The organism is Arcanobacterium wilhelmae, from assembly GCF_029632765.1.
GTDB classification, from domain to species: domain Bacteria; phylum Actinomycetota; class Actinomycetes; order Actinomycetales; family Actinomycetaceae; genus Arcanobacterium; species Arcanobacterium wilhelmae.
Window position 1 is genome coordinate 938,808 of sequence record NZ_CP121247.1, and the last position, 17,476, is coordinate 956,283.

13 protein-coding genes and 2 rRNA genes are annotated in these 17,476 nt (G+C 57.1%); 14 read left to right on the top strand and 1 reads right to left on the bottom strand.

Going from position 1 to position 17,476, the window contains the following annotated elements; genetic code table 11:
* Positions 1–8 precede the first annotated feature (8 nt).
* The gene (gene uppS / locus P8A24_RS04150) at positions 9–767 is read left to right on the top strand and encodes a polyprenyl diphosphate synthase (protein WP_278060033.1); all 759 of its coding nucleotides are present in this window, start codon (positions 9–11) and stop codon (positions 765–767) included.
* 48 nt (positions 768–815) lie between these two features.
* Here the strand turns inward: uppS and P8A24_RS04155 are convergent, their stop codons facing one another.
* Positions 816–1,568, bottom strand: a complete 753-nt coding sequence (locus tag P8A24_RS04155) for a VIT1/CCC1 transporter family protein (RefSeq protein WP_278060035.1) — start codon at positions 1,566–1,568, stop codon at positions 816–818.
* Positions 1,569–1,771: 203 nt separating this feature from the next.
* Here P8A24_RS04155 and P8A24_RS04160 point away from each other — a divergent pair, with 203 nt between their 5' ends.
* The 13 genes from P8A24_RS04160 to P8A24_RS04220 all read left to right on the top strand — a co-directional run bounded on the left by P8A24_RS04160 (position 1,772) and on the right by P8A24_RS04220 (position 17,442).
* A complete protein-coding gene (locus tag P8A24_RS04160; RefSeq protein WP_278060037.1) occupies positions 1,772–2,290 on the top strand; it encodes a hypothetical protein in 519 nt (172 codons plus the stop codon).
* Positions 2,291–2,338: 48 nt separating this feature from the next.
* Positions 2,339–3,046: an SseB family protein gene (locus tag P8A24_RS04165; protein ID WP_278060039.1), complete on the top strand. Its 708-nt coding sequence runs from the start codon at positions 2,339–2,341 to the stop codon at positions 3,044–3,046.
* A 226-nt stretch (positions 3,047–3,272) separates the two neighbouring features.
* Positions 3,273–3,896: a translation initiation factor IF-3 gene (infC, locus tag P8A24_RS04170; RefSeq protein WP_307014927.1), complete on the top strand. Its 624-nt coding sequence runs from the start codon at positions 3,273–3,275 to the stop codon at positions 3,894–3,896.
* A 39-nt stretch (positions 3,897–3,935) separates the two neighbouring features.
* Positions 3,936–4,130 carry a 50S ribosomal protein L35 gene (gene rpmI / locus P8A24_RS04175; RefSeq protein WP_278013474.1) on the top strand — a complete coding sequence of 65 codons (195 nt, stop codon included), beginning with the start codon at positions 3,936–3,938 and terminating at the stop codon, positions 4,128–4,130.
* Between the two features lie 21 nt (positions 4,131–4,151).
* Positions 4,152–4,532, top strand: a complete 381-nt coding sequence (gene rplT, locus P8A24_RS04180; RefSeq protein WP_278060042.1) for a 50S ribosomal protein L20 — start codon at positions 4,152–4,154, stop codon at positions 4,530–4,532.
* 200 nt (positions 4,533–4,732) lie between these two features.
* Positions 4,733–5,584, top strand: coding sequence for a TrmH family RNA methyltransferase (locus P8A24_RS04185; RefSeq protein ID WP_278060044.1), 852 nt, complete (start codon positions 4,733–4,735; stop codon positions 5,582–5,584).
* Between the two features lie 102 nt (positions 5,585–5,686).
* A complete protein-coding gene (gene pheS, locus P8A24_RS04190) occupies positions 5,687–6,763 on the top strand; it encodes a phenylalanine--tRNA ligase subunit alpha (RefSeq protein WP_278060045.1) in 1,077 nt (358 codons plus the stop codon).
* Between the two features lies 1 nt (position 6,764).
* Positions 6,765–9,350, top strand: coding sequence for a phenylalanine--tRNA ligase subunit beta (gene pheT / locus P8A24_RS04195; protein ID WP_278060046.1), 2,586 nt, complete (start codon positions 6,765–6,767; stop codon positions 9,348–9,350).
* A gap of 8 nt (positions 9,351–9,358) precedes the next feature.
* Positions 9,359–10,159 (top strand): SDR family NAD(P)-dependent oxidoreductase, encoded by an 801-nt coding sequence (locus tag P8A24_RS04200; protein ID WP_278060048.1) that lies wholly within the window; start codon positions 9,359–9,361, stop codon positions 10,157–10,159.
* Between the two features lie 72 nt (positions 10,160–10,231).
* The gene (locus P8A24_RS04205) at positions 10,232–10,720 is read left to right on the top strand and encodes an arginine repressor (protein WP_278060051.1); all 489 of its coding nucleotides are present in this window, start codon (positions 10,232–10,234) and stop codon (positions 10,718–10,720) included.
* Between the two features lie 58 nt (positions 10,721–10,778).
* Positions 10,779–12,041, top strand: coding sequence for a tyrosine--tRNA ligase (gene tyrS / locus P8A24_RS04210; protein ID WP_278060053.1), 1,263 nt, complete (start codon positions 10,779–10,781; stop codon positions 12,039–12,041).
* A 557-nt stretch (positions 12,042–12,598) separates the two neighbouring features.
* Positions 12,599–14,125 (top strand): 16S ribosomal RNA (locus P8A24_RS04215).
* A 233-nt stretch (positions 14,126–14,358) separates the two neighbouring features.
* Positions 14,359–17,442, top strand: a 23S ribosomal RNA gene (locus P8A24_RS04220).
* Together the 16S and 23S rRNA genes form the textbook arrangement of a ribosomal RNA operon.
* Positions 17,443–17,476: the final 34 nt, after the last annotated feature.

Sequence of the window (17,476 nt, forward strand, 5' to 3'; positions counted from 1 at the left end):
CTGAGAGTATGAAACCACCATCGCATCCCTCCGGGGCAATGCCTCCGAATGTCACCCCGCCTGCGCATGTTGCCATCGTGATGGATGGAAATGGGCGTTGGGCGAATGCCCGTGGACTGCCGCGTACCGAGGGGCACAAGGCTGGCGAGCTGTCGCTGATGGAAGTGATCGCTGGATGTATCGAAGCAGGCGTGAAGGTGTTGTCGGTTTATGCTTTCTCCACGGAGAACTGGAAGAGATCGCCGCGTGAGGTGGCCTTCTTGATGAATTATTCGCGTGATGTGATACGTTCGCGGCGCTCTGAGCTCAACGATTGGGGCGTGAAGGTCGTGTGGTCAGGGCGCGTCCCGCGCCTATGGAAATCAGTGATCAAGGAGTTGAAGGCTGCCGAGGAGGTGACCGCCTCGAACTCCACGATGGTACTGAACTTTTGTTGCAACTATGGTGGGCGAGCAGAAATTGCCGACGCGGCTGCAGCTCTCGCTGCCGACGTCGCGGCTGGCATTGTTCGCCCGAAGGATGTTGATCCTGCGCTTTTAGGCAGGTACATGTACCAGCCGGATCTTCCCGATGTAGATCTTTTTATCCGCAGTGGCGGAGAACAACGCACATCGAACTTTATGTTGTGGGAAGCGCCGTATGCGGAGTACATGTTCGTCCCGGAGCCATGGCCGGAGTTTGATCGGTTAGTGCTGTGGCGGTGTATTGAGCAGTTCGGCTCGCGTGAGCGCCGGTTTGGCGGAGCAGAAGATAAAGTTGCGAAATAGGAATTGCGCGCTGGCATGCCAGTGCGCGATCCCTCTTTCACGAGAGCATCAGGCTGTTGGCGCGCCCAGCAGGTACCCAACGCCGTAGGTGACCCACATCGCCGCGTTACCCCAGAGGATGTTGCGGATCACCGCAGGGACGATCGGTGCATTGCCCAAGGATGCCGAGACACCTCCGGTGATCGCGAGTGCGATCGAGACTGCAATCACAGTGACAATCACGGCAACCGACACCGGCGAGAGCAAAATGGCGGCCATTGGGATGATGGAGCCGAGGACGAACGCCAGCATGGAGGCGAGCGCTGCGTGCCACGGGTTGGTGAGTTCATCGGCGTCGAGTCCGTACTCGTAGTGGGCGTGTGCCTCGTATGGGTCGCGTACCGAGAGTTCGCGTGCGATCTTTGCGGCGACAGGCTTGGAGATTCCGCGCCCGGCAATCATGCCGGCGAGCTTGCGTTCGGCACCTTGCGGGTCGGAGTCGATAAAGACGCGCTGACGTGCGATGGCGGCGCGCTCGGAATCGCGCTGGGTGGAGACAGAAACATACTCGCCGGCGGCCATCGAGAGTGCGCCAGCACCGACGCCAGCGATTCCGGCTGCGAGGAGAGCGTGTCCGGTGAGAGAGGCGCCCGCGACACCGGTCACGAGGCCCGCGATGGAGACGATGCCGTCATTCGCGCCGAGGACTCCCGCACGGAGCCAGTTCAGCTTACCGCCGATCGAGGTGGGCTCGATGACGGGGAAGTCGGTGTTCAGCGGCGCGTCAGTGAATGCTTGCGCTGGAGTATCGATAACTGCCATGGTTTTCTCCTTCGTTCTGGTTCGAATCTACGTCGAAAACCCGCATTCGACTAGCAAGGGAAGCCTTACGTTATTTTGAATGAGTCAAGTTTCTTAGGGTAGCCAAACTGCGTGATATTTTTCGTCTCTCGCCGCGTCAGTTCGCGGCTAAACGGCGAAATCGGTTAGTGTGATGGAGTGAAAATTCGCGGAAGGAGAGGCCAATGAAACGTCATGTGATCCTTACGCCATTCGCCGAAGCTCAGGTGGTTGCGGCGGTGCTCGCCATGCGCGGTGTTGAGGCTTTTGCTGTCCCGTCTTCTGCAGGCGTGCTCGTGGTGGTGGATGAAGATGCTGCCGAGTTTGGTGAGTGGGACATTTCGGAACTCCTCGGAGAGGATCCCGAATCCGCTGAAGGTCGGGAGCCTACTGCCGCGGAGGCGGCTGCGTCTGCCTTGTCAGAGCTTTCCGACTACGGTGTGGTCGTGATGGTTGCGGAGCTTGGCGACGACGTGGGTTCGGAACCTGGTGTTTCGGGGATGGTGAAAGCTCATCGGGTGAATGCGGGGGAGCGTGGCGAGGATTTGTCGGCCGGCCAGCTCATCAACAACTTGCCCGATGAAGTTGAGGATCTGCTGATTGGCGCTGACGTTCGTGCAGTTCCTGACGCCATCGATACAGCGGACCTCGGCCCCACGGAGATTCAGGAAATTCTTGACGCGCTTGGTCGCGGGAATTCTTGAAATCGCCGGTTAGCGAATTTGCGATACTCATTTGTGAAAGGTAGGACCATGCCCATTCCTCGCGATCTCACTGGAGGTAATCCCTTCGCCGGTGATGACGGGGCGCTCGAGCCTGCTCTCGCTTCGGCCTTCGTCACGGACGAAACGCACCGTGCAAAGGAAGTGGTGCTCTCGCTCGGCCGCGTACTCATCCCTGTGTTGCCACACGAGCATCCTGGTCGCGACGAGCTGGGGAAAGTCGTTGAGCACGAGAAAATTACTGTGAATGCGTGCGGTACCGAAGACGAGTCGCTCGTGAAGGTGCCGTTCCCTGGTGGCAGGGATTCTCTCGCGGTCTTTTCATCTGCTGAGGCGATGCGAATGTGGAACCCGCAGGCGCGTCCGGTGCCGGCGAAAATCATGACGGTTGCCTCTGAAACGCTTCGTCTTGAAATTGGGTTGATCACTCTCGATCCAGGCCTGCCGAGCCAGACGTGGATCGGCCGTAGCGCCGTCGTCGCTCTCGCAACACGCACGCCGTGGCGCGCGCCGTGGGAGGATCAGCGGATCGCGGATGAATTAAATGCCGGGCTGGGTGGCGAGGCGGTCGTCACGTTGAAGCCGTCTGCCGCTGGGGCTACCGTTGTCGAACTTGCCGTCGGTACGGTCAGCCGCGACGACGCCATGGTGGCGATCGCGTCCGTGACCTCCCTGATGGAGAACAACGAGTACGTCAAGGCGCGTTTGGACGCCGTGGAGATACGTCCTGTCGCCTGACGTGTGCAATGTCACCGACGTCGGTGGGCTGGTGTGCGTGGAGAGGCGCGGCGCTCAGTGGTAAACTCTTTTCCGACCGACCGGCAGATTGCCGGAACGCAAGCGGAGCAATCCCACCTGGATCCCCAAGGGATCGGGTTTCACAAAACGGCGCTCATGCCGTTGCCCTTGTGAACTCCGTGCGCATTCGGAACGGAGTAGAGGAGCAATTATTAACGAGCCAAGAATCAACGATCGTATTCGCGTACGTGAGGTCCGTCTTGTCGGTCCTGCGGGTGAGCAGGTCGGAGTGGTTCGCGTCGAAGACGCGCTGCGTCTGGCCGCTGAAGCGAACCTCGATCTAGTTGAGGTGGCGCCGAACGCTAATCCTCCTGTCGCGAAGCTCATGGACTACGGCAAGTACAAGTACGAAGCCGCCCAGAAGGCTCGCGATGCGCGCCGTAACCAGGCGAACACCCAGATTAAGGAAATTCGCCTCGGCCTGAAGATCGATTCGCACGATTATGAGACCAAACTCAAGCACGCCAACAAGTTCCTTGATGGTGGCGACAAGGTCAAGGTCCAGTTGCGATTCCGTGGCCGCGAGCAGTCGCGCCCGGAGGTCGGCCTGAAGCTGATGCAGAAGGTCGCCGAGGATCTGAAGGACAACTCCACATTGGAGTCGGCGCCGCGCGTTGATGGTCGCAACATGGTGATGGTCCTGGCCCCGCTGAAGAAGAAGTCTGAAGCGAAGTCGGATCAGCGCCGTCGTCGTGAAGCCGAGCGTGATCACCGCAAGGCTGAAGAAGCGCGCCGCACCGAGAAGAATGCGCAGCGAGTCGCCGCTAAGAGCGAATCGGACGAGAAGTAGAAAACAATCCCCCACGGGATCGAAAAGAAGGGGCACATCATGCCGAAGATGAAGACTCACTCGGGTACCAAGAAGCGTATCCGCGTTACCGGTAAGGGCAAGCTCATGCGTGAGCAGGCTGGCAAGCGCCACCTCCTCGAGCACAAGTCCTCGCGTCGCACCCGCCGCCTGTCCTCGGACCAGCCGGTTGCGCGCGCAGACGTCAAGATGATGAAGAAGCTGCTCGGCCGCTGAAGGTAGAAGGAGAAATATACTATGGCACGCGTCAAGAACGCCGTTAACGCTAAGAAGAAGCGTCGTACCACCCTCGATCGCGCCTCGGGTTACCGCGGTCAGCGTTCGCGCCTTTACCGTAAGGCCAAGGAGCAGGTCACTCACTCGTTCGTCTACAACTACCGCGATCGTAAGGTCCGCAAGAACGAGTTCCGTAAGCTCTGGATTGCTCGTATCAACGCTGGCGCACGCGCTAACGGGATGACTTACAACCGTCTCATCCAGGGTCTTCGCCTGGCTGAGCTCGAGATTGACCGCCGCATGCTCGCTGAGCTCGCTGTGAACGATCCGGCCGCTTTCGCTGCGGTTGTGGAGAAGGCCCGCAAGGCTCTCCCGGCCGATGTGAACGCTCCGGTTGCCTGAATTGAGGCTTGAAATGAGGCGCACGCCGTTTGGCGTGCGCCTCATTTTTTGATGCCCTTTGGAGTCGTCGAGGGGGCACGTGAGGGTAACTGGGCGTCGGCGTCGTGAGGTTTGTGATTGCGGCGTTCCTCCGTTGCTGGGAACAACCCCACAGCAGTGCGAGGATATTGTTGAGTTGCTCAGCCGCTAAGATGGAGCACATGCGCAATACGATTGATCGAATGACGGGCCAATTGAAGAAAGTTGCGGGTCTATACTCGCGCAACGCTCGGCGAAAGTGGGAGCGCGCGGTTGTTGAAGGTCCGCAGGCGGTCCGTGAGGTACTGTCATCCGCGCCGGAGCTCATTCGTGATGTCTACGCCACTGATGAGGCGCTCGCTTCACACCCAGATGTTGATTCGTTACTGCGCGCAGTTGATCCATTTACCCACATGTTGCCGCGAGATTTGTTTGAGCAGCTCACTACCACGGCGCAGGGCATACTCGCAGTGATCGACATCCCTGACGAAGTTCCCTTCGATTCACTGATGGCCGATTCGCCGAATCTGATCGTCTGCGCTGTGCAGTTGTCGGATCCCGGCAATTTGGGAACGATTGTGCGTAGCGCAGATGCGGCCGGCGCCGATGCCGTGATCCTCGGGCAGGGTAGCGTCGAGGCGATGAACCCGAAGGTGATTCGCTCCACTGCCGGCTCGTTGTTCCATCTTCCGATTCTTGAGGAAGAAGACGTGCCGAGCGTGGTTGAGCGGGTAAAGGCCGCGGGTATGCAGGTCTTGCTCGCCGACGGCGGTGGTGATGTCGATCTTGTTGATCTTCAACACGCGGCCGTTATGGGAGCGTTGAAAGGCGAAGCACCAGAAGGGATTGACCTGCGCCGCCCAACATTGTGGCTTGTCGGGAACGAGGCGCACGGCTTTACCGTGGCGCAGCGTGCGCTTGCTGATGCTGTAGTTTCTGTCCCGATGTGGGGTGGCTCAGAATCATTGAATGTTGCCATGGCAACGACGCTGTGCCTCTATGCTTCGGCGTCGGCGCAACGGTGCGCCAACTAGATTTCTGTCCGTGCCCAGCAATCGGCCGTCCCACATCGGCCGCAAAGCGTCTAGAATGGTGGGGTATGCGCATTATCCATTTGCGAATAGTGAAAGGTCACCATGGATCTCAGTCCACTCGATGAGGCCGGTATCGGGGCCGCAGTTGCCGCTGCGAAGGAAGCTTTTGCGGCAGCGACGTCGCTGGAGGAGCTGAAGGCGGCGCGCCTGGCTCACTCGGGCGATAACGCCCCGATCACCGCTGCGAATATGCAAATCCGCAATCTTGACAAGGCGGATAAGCCAACCGCCGGCAAGCTGATGGGAGGTGCGCGCAAAGAGATCCAGGCCGCTCTTGCCGTGGCGACAGCTCGTCTCGAGGCCGAGGCCGAGGAGCGCATGTTGGCCGACGAGACGGTCGATGTGACGATGCCGACCCGCCGTGCGCCGCTTGGAGCTCGCCACCCACTGACGGTGCTCGTTGAGGATATCGCTGATTTCTTCGTCGGCATGGGCTGGGAGATCGCGGAGGGCCCTGAGCTTGAACACGAGTGGTTCAACTTTGATTCGCTGAACTTCGGCCCGGATCATCCGGCGCGCCAGATGCAGGATACGTTCTATGTTGCGGGCGCTCAGCAGGTGGGGCAGCAGGAGATTGATGAGGCTCACGGCCTTGTGTTGCGTACCCACACCTCTCCCGTGCAGTCGCATGTGATGCTTGATCGCGGTGTGCCGCTCTACATTGCGTGCCCGGGCAAAGTGTTCCGTACCGATGCTCTCGATTCCACGCACACTCCCGTCTTCCATCAAGTTGAGGGTTTGGCGGTTGATAAGGGGCTCACGATGGAGCACCTGAAGGGTACACTCGATCACTTCGCACGGTCGATGTTCGGCCCAGAGGCGAAGACTCGCCTGCGCCCGTCCTATTTCCCCTTCACGGAGCCGAGCGCCGAGATGGACCTGTGGTTCCCTCAGAAGAAGGGTGGCCCGGGCTGGATCGAGTGGGGCGGCTGTGGAATGGTGAACCCGGAAGTTCTTCGTAACTCGGGTATCGATCCAGATGTCTACACCGGCTTTGCTTTCGGCATGGGCATTGAGCGTACGCTCATGCTTCGCCATGGAATTGCAGATATGCGCGATATGGTGGAAGGCGATGTTCGTTTCTCCGCGCAGTTCGGCACGACGGGAAGGGGCCACTGAGATGCCATTCGTTCCGATTGATTGGTTGAAGGAACATGTTGAGGTTCCAGCGGATCTCACCGCGGAACAACTCGCCGCTGATCTTGTCAAGGTTGGCCTTGAGGAAGAGGAAATTCATCGTAGCGACGTCACTGGACCGATCGTCGTCGGCAAGGTGCTCACCTTGGTCAAGGAGGAGCAGAAGAACGGCAAGTTGATCAACTATTGCCGTGTCGACGTCGGAGCCTACAACGATGCGCCTGGAGAGGGAAAAGAGCCGGCCGATTTCCCTTCTCGTGGAATTATCTGCGGCGCACACAACTTTGTCGAGGGTGATTACGTTGTGGTGTCGCTTCCGGGGGCTGTACTTCCCGGCGATTTCGCGATTGCCGCCCGCAAAACATACGGCCATATTTCCGACGGTATGATCTGCTCGGCCAAGGAACTTGGGCTTTCGGAGGAAAGCGAAGGGATCATTGTACTCGCTCATGAAGACGACGCCGGTGCAATTGCATCGATCCCTGCGCCGGGTGAGGACGCTCTTGGCTACCTTGGTCTCGATTCCGAAGTGCTCGAAATCAACGTGACTCCCGATCGCGGGTATTGCTTCTCCATGCGTGGTATTGCACGTGAATACTCGCATTCAACGGGAGCGAAGTTCACAGATCCTGCGCATGATGTGGATCTCCCTCCGTTCAACAACAAAGGTTTCCCTGTGGAGGTTGCCGACGACGCTCCGATCCATGGTGTGCCAGGTGCGGATCGCTTCGTCACTCGGATTGTTCGTGGAGTGAACCCGAATGCGGAGTCTCCGAAGTGGATCCGAGATCGGTTGACCGCTGCAGGAATGCGTCCGATTTCGCTTGCTGTGGATGCAACGAACTACGTCATGCTCGATCTCGGTCAGCCGCTTCACGCTTACGACTTGTCGAAATTGAGTGCTCCGATCGTGGTACGTCGTGCGAAGCCGGGGGAGAAGCTTCGCACTCTGGACGACGCCGAGCGCACGCTGGATCCTGAGGATCTTGTGATCTCTGATTCCGAGGGTGGCAAGGGAACTCGTGTGATTGGTCTCGCCGGTGTCATGGGCGGCGCATCCACCGAAATCTCGGACAGCACACAGGACGTGCTGATCGAGGCCGCGCACTTCGACGCTGTGTCGATTGCCCGCGGTGCTCGCCGTCATCGTCTGCCTTCTGAAGCCTCCAAGCGTTTCGAGCGTGGGGTTGATCCTTTGATTGCTCCTGTCGCCGCCCAGCGTGTGGCGGAGATCCTGGTGGAGTTCGGCGGCGGTACGATCGACGAGGCGAATTTCGAGTACAACGAAGTTTCGTTGCCAACGCCGACAGAGTTTGATACTCGTGAGACTGACCGTCTCACTGGCCTCACACCGTCGGTTGAGAAGACCATCACGATTCTTCGCGAGATTGGAGCAACTGTTGAGGTGGTGGAGGATCGTGGTGATTCTGCACTTCTTTCCGTCACTGCTCCCACATGGCGTCCAGATCTGGTTGGCCCTGCACACTACGTGGAGGAGGTTGCCCGCTTGATCGGCTACGACGAGATCGCATCGATCGTGCCGCCCGCACCTGCAGGGCGTGGGCTCACGGTTGTGCAACGGCAGCGTCGCGATCTCGCACGCGCATTCGCGGAGCAGGGGTGGACTCAGGTATTGAGCTACCCGTTTGTTTCTGCAGCAGCGCTCGATAAGCAGGAAATTCCTCAGGATGATTCACGTCGTCGCGCCATCCGCTTGGTGAATCCTCTTCAGGAAGAGGCTCCCTATATGCGCACCTCGATCTTGGATTCGTTGCTCGCGACCGCCAAGATGAATGTGGCTCGCGGGAATCCGCAGGTGGCCATCTTCGAGACGTCATTAGTGACATTGCCGGGGAAGATCGTTGATATCGAGAACCCTGGAGCTGGTGCGCGCCCGTCGGATGAGGTTCTTCAGACACTGCACGGTGCGATTCCTGCGCAGCCGCACCATATTGCTGGCGTTGCGGCACCGCAGGTGACTGCGACGGTTGCGGGCTTGCCACCGCAGGTGTGGGATTGGCGAGATGCTATCGAAGCGTTGAAGATTGCCGCTCGTACGGTTGGAGTGGATGTCCAGATCGTTGCGGCTCAATACGCGCCGTTCCACCCGGGGCGTACCGCCGCGCTCGTGGTTGGCGGTCAGGTCATTGGCCATGCTGGCGAACTTGCTCCGAAGGTTGTGAAGGCTTTCGACCTGCCCAAACGTTCAATCGCATTCGAGTTTGATGCAGATGCTCTGATGGCCGCCCGCGGCGGCGAGCCGATCCAGGTTGCTCCAGTTGCAACATATCCCTCTGCGAAGGAAGATATCGCGCTCGTCGTGGATGAAAAGTACACCGTCGCTGAGGTCATGCGCGTCATCGAAGATGCTGCCGGTGAAGTGCTTGAGGATATCCACCTGTTTGATGTCTATCGTGGCGACCAGGTCGATGAGGGGAAGAAGTCTTTGGCTTTCGCCCTTCGTTTCCGCTCGGCGGATCATACGCTTTCGGCGGAGGACACGGCAGGGTTGCGTCACAAGATCGTCAAGCGCGCGAAGTCGAAGCTTGGCGCGCAGTTGCGGGGCTGAGGCGCGCGGTGGCCCGATCATCCGAAGTCATTGTTCTGACCGGTGCTTCGCGTGGCATTGGGGCGGCGATTGCGAACGCAATCGCCGCCCCGGGGCGCACGCTGTTACTTGTGGCCCGTTCGATCGCTTCGCTCGAAAACACTGCCCAGGCGGCGCGTGGGCTCGGAGCGACCGTACATACTTACGCAGCTGAGCTCAGCGACGTCAGCTCCGTGAACTCTTTGGTTGTACATATCGCGGCAGACGGCTTTGTGCCGGATACGGTGATTAACAACGCCGGTGTGATGGGGGCAGAGCTAGCGCCGTGGGAGGATGATCCCGTGGCCTGGTGGAGAGTGTTGGAAGTGAACGTTCGCGCTCCGTTCCTGCTTGCCCATGCTTTCGTTCCGGCGATGCTGGAGGCTGGTTTCGGCCGAATCATTGATCTGTCGTCTGGCGCAGCTGTGTGGGACACCTCCAATACCGTGGCGTATTTTGTTTCGAAAACCGCCCTCTACCGGCTGGGATCGTCCATGCACGAGGCCGGTTATGAGCGTGGTCTACGCGTGCTGGAGGTAGCCCCCGGCGTCGTCAAGACAGACATGACCGCCGACGCACAGATGCACGTCGGGCGTACCGAGTGGAATGAACCTACGGAAGTCGCGGAGATTATTGCGGCTGCGGTGGATGGCGATCTTGACGGTTTGTCTGGTGCGCAGGTGCGTGCAGGGACCGATTCGCTCGAGGATCTGCGCGCGCGATCCGCTGCTGGTATCGGAGTCGAGGAGCGTAGATTGCGCATGACACCCTTCAAAACTGAAAATGAATAATAATGCACAATTCCTCGAATGTGAATTATAATTCTTCCAGTTTCATATCTATTCGATAAAGGAGAGGGGCACATGCCGAATCCGGTACCGAATACTCGCACCGCCCGTCAGGCCAAGATTGTTGAGCTGATCGAACAGCAGCCGGTGGCGTCCCAAGCGTCGTTGCGCTCATTACTTGCCGATGTTGGCATCAACGTCACTCAAGCCACGCTCTCTCGCGATCTCGAAGAGTTACGTGCGTATAAGGAGTACAACGCGCAGGGCGTACGTGTGTACAAGATCCCTGATGCGGTCGAACTTTCTTTCGCTGACGCCGGTGCACCAGGTCAGTTTGACCGGTGGGCTGGAGAGTTATTGACGGGCGCCGAATCAGCGCTGAATCAAGTTGTTTTAAGGACGATTCCAGGTGCGGCTCAGTTGCTTGCCTCTGCGATTGATCGTGCGGTTATCGGCGGCGTTCTTGGCTGTATCGCGGGCGATGATACTGTACTCGTGATCACTGATTCGGAACAGCGCGCAACGCGTTTATGTGACGATCTGTTGAGCCGTGTCGGCCGGTAAATCGTCATTTGGCGCTTCCTCAGGCACAATAGTGGGAGACAAACGAAAGGAAATGAACGTGACTGACGTCCTCGAAGAATTGCAGTGGCGCGGGCTGATTGCCCAGCACACAGATATCGATGCGCTCAAGCAAGCGCTGGATTCTGGGCCGATCACGTTCTATTGCGGTTTCGATCCTACGGCGCCGTCGCTCCATCACGGGCATCTTGTCGCCGTGAAGTTAATGCGTCATCTCCAGCTTGCTGGACACCACCCGCTTGTGCTCGTCGGTGGAGCGACGGGCCTTGTTGGAGATCCGCGCGCGAAGGGCGAACGCGTTCTCAACGGTCGCGACGTCGTTGCAGGGTGGGCCGATGCCTTGAAATCTCAGCTCGAGTCGTTACTCGATTTTGACGGTGACAATCCCGCTCGCACCGTCAACAATCTGGACTGGACCGAGCAGATGAGCGCGATCGATTTCCTGCGCGATCTTGGTAAGAACTTCCGCATGGGTACGATGCTGAATAAGGACATTGTCGCACGCCGGCTAGAGTCCGATGAAGGTCTGTCGTATACCGAGTTTTCGTACCAGATTCTTCAGGCCAATGATTACCTCGAGCTTTTCCGCCGTTACAACTGCACACTGGAGGTTGGAGGAAACGATCAGTGGGGCAACATGGCGGGTGGGATGGATCTCATTCGAAAGGTGGAGGGCAAGTCGGTTCATGTACTGACGAACCCACTGATTACGAAGTCTGATGGAACGAAGTTCGGCAAGACTGAAGGTGGCGCTGTGTGGCTGAACCCTGAGATGCTTTCGCCGTACAAGTTTTACCAGTTCTGGTTGAACACGGCTGATGCCGATGTTATCCACATGCTGAAGGTATTTACTTTCCTCTCGCGCGAGCGAATCGAAGACCTTGAGCAGTTGGTATCGGAGCGCCCACAAGCCCGTGAGGCGCAGAAAGTCCTTGCTGAGGAAGTTACCACTTGGGTACACGGCGCGCAGAACACGGAGCGTGTCAAGGCGGCTTCAGCGGTGCTGTTCGGCAAAGATGAGCCTGCTGGTTTGGATGAGCGCACGCTCGCGGATGCGACTGCCGAGCTTCCGCGGACAAAGGCTGGGCTTGGCGATGAGCTTGTCGATGTTCTCGTTAACCTTGGTTTCGAGAAGGGGCGTGGCGCAGCGCGGCGTACGATCGAAGCTGGCGGTGCGAATATCAACAATGTAAAGGTATCGGATGTCGAGCGCGTGCTGGTTGATTCCGACGTGCTCCCTGGGGGAATTGTTCTGATTCGCAAGGGGCGCAAGAATCTCGCGGTCGTCGAGATCGTGCAGTGAGCGGTGCACGAGGCTTCAAAGTGTCCGTAACTGTGTGAATGAAACTGACTGCTACGTGTGCGGCGGGAGGGCCGAAAAACGCCCCTCCCGCCGCCTCGTCCGGTAGAGAAAGCGATGTGGCAGCAGGGTGTGACTGGGGCCATGAAAATTCGATTTGACCGGGAAACCGAACCCGCCTAAAGTATTTACCTGTTGCGAGGCACGAAAGAAATTTCCAAACGATTCATCTCGTTGGTTTTTCCGCAGTGGTAAGCCGGAAAATCGGATTTCGATTTGACCGGTCGTCAACAGTGGGTTAAACTATGACCCAGTCCTCTTGAGGTGAGAATAAGAGATATTCGATCTTCGATGTAGGGGTGTTGTTTGAGATCTCAATAGTGTGTCAGCTTTTTATGTCTGACCTTGACTGTTTTTGGTTGGGGTTGGTTTTTGTTTGGTCTGGCTGGGCTCGCCTTTTTGTGGGTTTGGTTGGGCTGTTTTTATGCCAGTTTGTCTGGTTTTTTTGGAGCCGATTGGTTTTCTGAATTATTGATTGGAACCCTTGTGGTTTTGGTTTTTGTTTGGAGAGTTTGATCCTGGCTCAGGACGAACGCTGGCGGCGTGCTTAACACATGCAAGTCGAACGATGAAGCCGGAAGCTTGCTTTTGGTGGATTAGTGGCGAACGGGTGAGTAATACGTGAGTAACCTGCCCCCTTCTTTGGGATAAGCCTGGGAAACTGGGTCTAATACTGAATATTCTGCGCTGGCCGCATGGTTGGTGTTGGAAAGGTTTTTTCTGGTGGGGGATGGGCTCGCGGCCTATCAGCTTGTTGGTGGGGTGATGGCCTACCAAGGCGTCGACGGGTAGCCGGCCTGAGAGGGTGACCGGCCACATTGGGACTGAGATACGGCCCAGACTCCTACGGGAGGCAGCAGTGGGGAATATTGCACAATGGACGCAAGTCTGATGCAGCGACGCCGCGTGGGGGATGAAGGCTTTCGGGTTGTAAACTCCTTTTAACACTGAAGAAGCGAAAGTGACGGTAGGTGTTGAATAAGCGCCGGCTAACTACGTGCCAGCAGCCGCGGTAATACGTAGGGCGCGAGCGTTGTCCGGAATTATTGGGCGTAAAGAGCTCGTAGGCGGTTTGTCGCGTCTGCTGTGAAAGACCGGGGCTTAACTCCGGGGCTGCAGTGGGTACGGGCAGACTAGAGTGCGGTAGGGGTAACTGGAATTCCTGGTGTAGCGGTGGAATGCGCAGATATCAGGAGGAACACCGATGGCGAAGGCAGGTTACTGGGCCGTTACTGACGCTGAGGAGCGAAAGCATGGGGAGCGAACAGGATTAGATACCCTGGTAGTCCATGCCGTAAACGTTGGGCACTAGGTGTGGGGCCTTTTCCATGGGTTCTGCGCCGTAGCTAACGCATTAAGTGCCCCGCCTGGGGAGTACGGCCGCAAGGCTAAAACTCAAAGGAATTGACGGGGGCCCGCACAAGCGGCGGAGCATGCGGATTAATTCGATGCAACGCGAAGAACCTTACCAAGGCTTGACATACACCGGAATCATGCAGAGATGTGTGCGTCTTCGGACTGGTGTACAGGTGGTGCATGGTTGTCGTCAGCTCGTGTCGTGAGATGTTGGGTTAAGTCCCGCAACGAGCGCAACCCTTGTCTTGTGTTGCCAGCACGTGATGGTGGGGACTCACGAGAGACTGCCGGGGTTAACTCGGAGGAAGGTGGGGACGACGTCAAATCATCATGCCCCTTATGTCTTGGGCTTCACGCATGCTACAATGGCTGGTACAGAGGGTTGCGATCCTGTGAGGGTGAGCGAATCCCTTAAAGCCAGTCTCAGTTCGGATTGGGGTCTGCAACTCGACCCCATGAAGTCGGAGTCGCTAGTAATCGCAGATCAGCAACGCTGCGGTGAATACGTTCTCGGGCCTTGTACACACCGCCCGTCACGTCACGAAAGTTGGTAACACCCGAAGCCCGTGGCCTAACCCTTGTGGGGGGAGCGGTCGAAGGTGGGATTGGCGATTGGGACGAAGTCGTAACAAGGTAGCCGTACCGGAAGGTGCGGCTGGATCACCTCCTTTCTAAGGAGCCTATTTTCTCCTCGGTTTTTGTCTAGTGTTCGAGGGGGCCTCATGGATTGAGTGTTTGTGGGGTTGGGTTTTCTAGTGGAACATGGGAAGTTGGCATGCTGTTGGGTTCTGGGGTAACACCCTGTGCTACCTGTGATCATCTGCGGCCGTTGTGGTTGTGTGTGGTTGTGGTGTTGGTGTGGTGGTTGAGAATTGTATAGTGGACGCGAGCATCTTTTGGTTTTTTGTAAGTGTTCAAGGGCGTTCGGTGGATGCCTTGGCACATAGAGCCGATGAAGGACGTTGTTGCCTGCGATAAGCCTCGGGGAGTTGGCGAACGAGCTGTGATCCGAGGGTGTCCGAATGGGGAAACCTGGCCAGAGTTGTTTCTGGTGACCGCTGCCTGAATGTATAGGGTAGTTGGGGGTAACTCGGGGAAGTGAAACATCTCAGTACCCGGAGGAAAAGATATTCTGTGAGTAGTGGCGAGCGAAAGCGGATGAGGTTAAACCGGTTGTGTGTGATAGCCGTCGGGTGTTGCATGATCGGGGTTGTGGGACCTACTAGGAAAAACCGACGTTTTTCTAGCAAGTGAGAAACCAGCCATATAGTCGAAGCTGTTGGGAAGCAGTACCGCAGAGGGTGAGAGTCCCGTAGGTGAAATGTGGTTGGCTTGTTGTGGTGTTCCCGAGTAGCACGGGGCTCGTGGAATCTCGTGTGAATCTGCCCAGACCACTGGGTAAACCTAAATACTCTATGTGACCGATAGTGAATGAGTACCGTGAGGGAATGGTGAAAAGTACCCCGGGAGGGGAGTGAAATAGTACCTGAAACCGGACGCTTACAATCCGTCAGAGCCTTCTTGGTGGGGGTGATGGCGTGCCTTTTGAAGAATGAGCCTGCGAGTTAGTGGCATGTAGCGAGGTTAACCCGTGTGGGGGAGCCGTAGCGAAAGCGAGTTTTAAAATGCGATTTTGAGTTGCATGTCCTAGACCCGAAGCGGGGTGATCTACCCATGGCCAGTGTGAAGCACGTGTAAGAGCGTGTGGAGGCGCGAACCCACTTCAGTTGAAAATGGAGGGGATGAGCTGTGGGTAGGGGTGAAAGGCCAATCAAACTCCGTGATAGCTGGTTCTCCCCGAAATGCATTTAGGTGCAGCGTCGCGTGTTGCTTGGTGGAGGTAGAGCGACTGGATGGCTGATGGCCCTTACCCGGGTACTGACGTCAGCCAAACTCCGAATGCCATCAATGTTGAGCGCGGCAGTGAGACTGCGGGGGATAAGCTCCGTAGTCGAGAGGGAAACAGCCCAGACCGCCGGTTAAGGCCCCTAAGCGTGTGCTAAGTGGGAAAGGATGTGGAGTTGCTGTGACAACCAGGAGGTTGGCTTAGAAGCAGCCACCCTTGAAAGAGTGCGTAATAGCTCACTGGTCAAGTGATTCTGCGCCGACAATGTAGCGGGGCTAAGTACACCGCCGAAACCGCGGCAAACAATTTTTTGTTTGGGTAGGGGAGCGTCGTGCGTGAGGTGAAGCAGTCAGGGAACTGGTTGTGGATTTCGTACGAGTGAGAATGCAGGCATGAGTAGCGAATGATGGGTGAGAATCCCGTCCGCCGAATGACTAAGGGTTCCAGGGCCAGGTTGTTCCGCCCTGGGTTAGTCGGGTCCTAAGGCGAGGCCGACAGGCGTAGTCGATGGGCAACCGGTTGTTATTCCGGTACCGGCGAAGGACCGTCCAATGCTGAAGCTTGTGATACTAACCATCCAAACCACGCTCTTTTCCTTCGGGATTGGGGTTGTGGGGAGCGTGGGACCTGAACTTGTGTGTAGGCAAGCGTGTTAACAGGGGTGACGCAGAGTGGTAGCTTCCGCGTGGCTAATGGCTTGCCACGTTTAACAGCGCAGCCCGTTTCCTAGGCAAATCCGGGAAACAATTTCAGGGTGAGGCTGGATGATGACCCACAGTGGTGGGGAAGTAGAGTGATCCTGTGCTGCCAAGAAAAGCCTCGACGCGAGGTCCGAGCCGCCCGTACCCTAAACCGACACAGGTAGTCGAGCAGAGTATGCTAAGGCGTTCGAGAGAATCGTGGTTAAGGAACTCGGCAAAATGCCCCCGTAACTTCGGAAGAAGGGGGGCCTGATCCTTGAAGCACCTTGCGTGCTAGGGGTGATGGCCGCAGAAACCAGGGAGAAGCGACTGTTTATCAAAAACACAGGTCCGTGCGAACACGTAAGTGGATGTATACGGACTGACGCCTGCCCGGTGCTGGAAGGTTAAGAGGAACGGTTAAACACGTGTGTTGAAGCTGTGAATTTAAGCCCCAGTAAACGGCGGTGGTAACTATAACCATCCTAAGGTAGCGAAATTCCTTGTCGGGTAAGTTCCGACCTGCACGAATGGCGTAACGACTTCTCCACTGTCTCAACCGCGAACTCGGTGAAATTGCATTACGAGTAAAGATGCTCGTTACGCGCAGAAGGACGGAAAGACCCCGGGACCTTTACTATAGCTTGGTATTGGTGTTTGGTACGGCTTGTGTAGGATAGGTGGGAGACTGTGAAGCATGCACGCCAGTGTGTGTGGAGTCATTGTTGAAATACCACTCTGGTTGTGCCGGATGTCTAACCTTGGACCATGATCTGGTTCAGGGACAGTGCCTGGTGGGTAGTTTAACTGGGGCGGTTGCCTCCTAAAATGTAACGGAGGCGCTCAAAGGTTCCCTCAGCCTGGTTGGTAATCAGGTGGCGAGTGCAAGTGTACAAGGGAGCTTGACTGTGAGACTGACAGGTCGAGCAGGTGCGAAAGCAGGAACTAGTGATCCGGCGGTGGCTTGTGGAAGCGCCGTCGCTCAACGGATAAAAGGTACCCCGGGGATAACAGGCTGATCCTGCCCAAGAGTTCATATCGACGGCATGGTTTGGCACCTCGATGTCGGCTCGTCGCATCCTGGGGCTGGAGTAGGTCCCAAGGGTTGGGCTGTTCGCCCATTAAAGCGGCACGCGAGCTGGGTTCAGAACGTCGTGAGACAGTTCGGTCCCTATCCTCTGCGCGCGTAGGAAACTTGAAAAGGGCTGTCCCTAGTACGAGAGGACCGGGATGGACGAACCTCTGGTGTGCCAGTTGTTCCGCCAGGAGCATGGCTGGTTGGCTACGTTCGGAAGGGATAACCGCTGAAAGCATCTAAGCGGGAAGCCTGCTTTAAGATAAGGTTTCCAAACACCCTTCGTGGTGTGTGAGGCCCCCTAAAGACGATAGGGTTGATAGGCCAGACGTGGAAGGCAAGTAATTGCTGGAGCTGACTGGTACTAATGGCCAACCACTGACAAAAAGATAAAACGAGATTGCCTCGCGTCCCCTATACA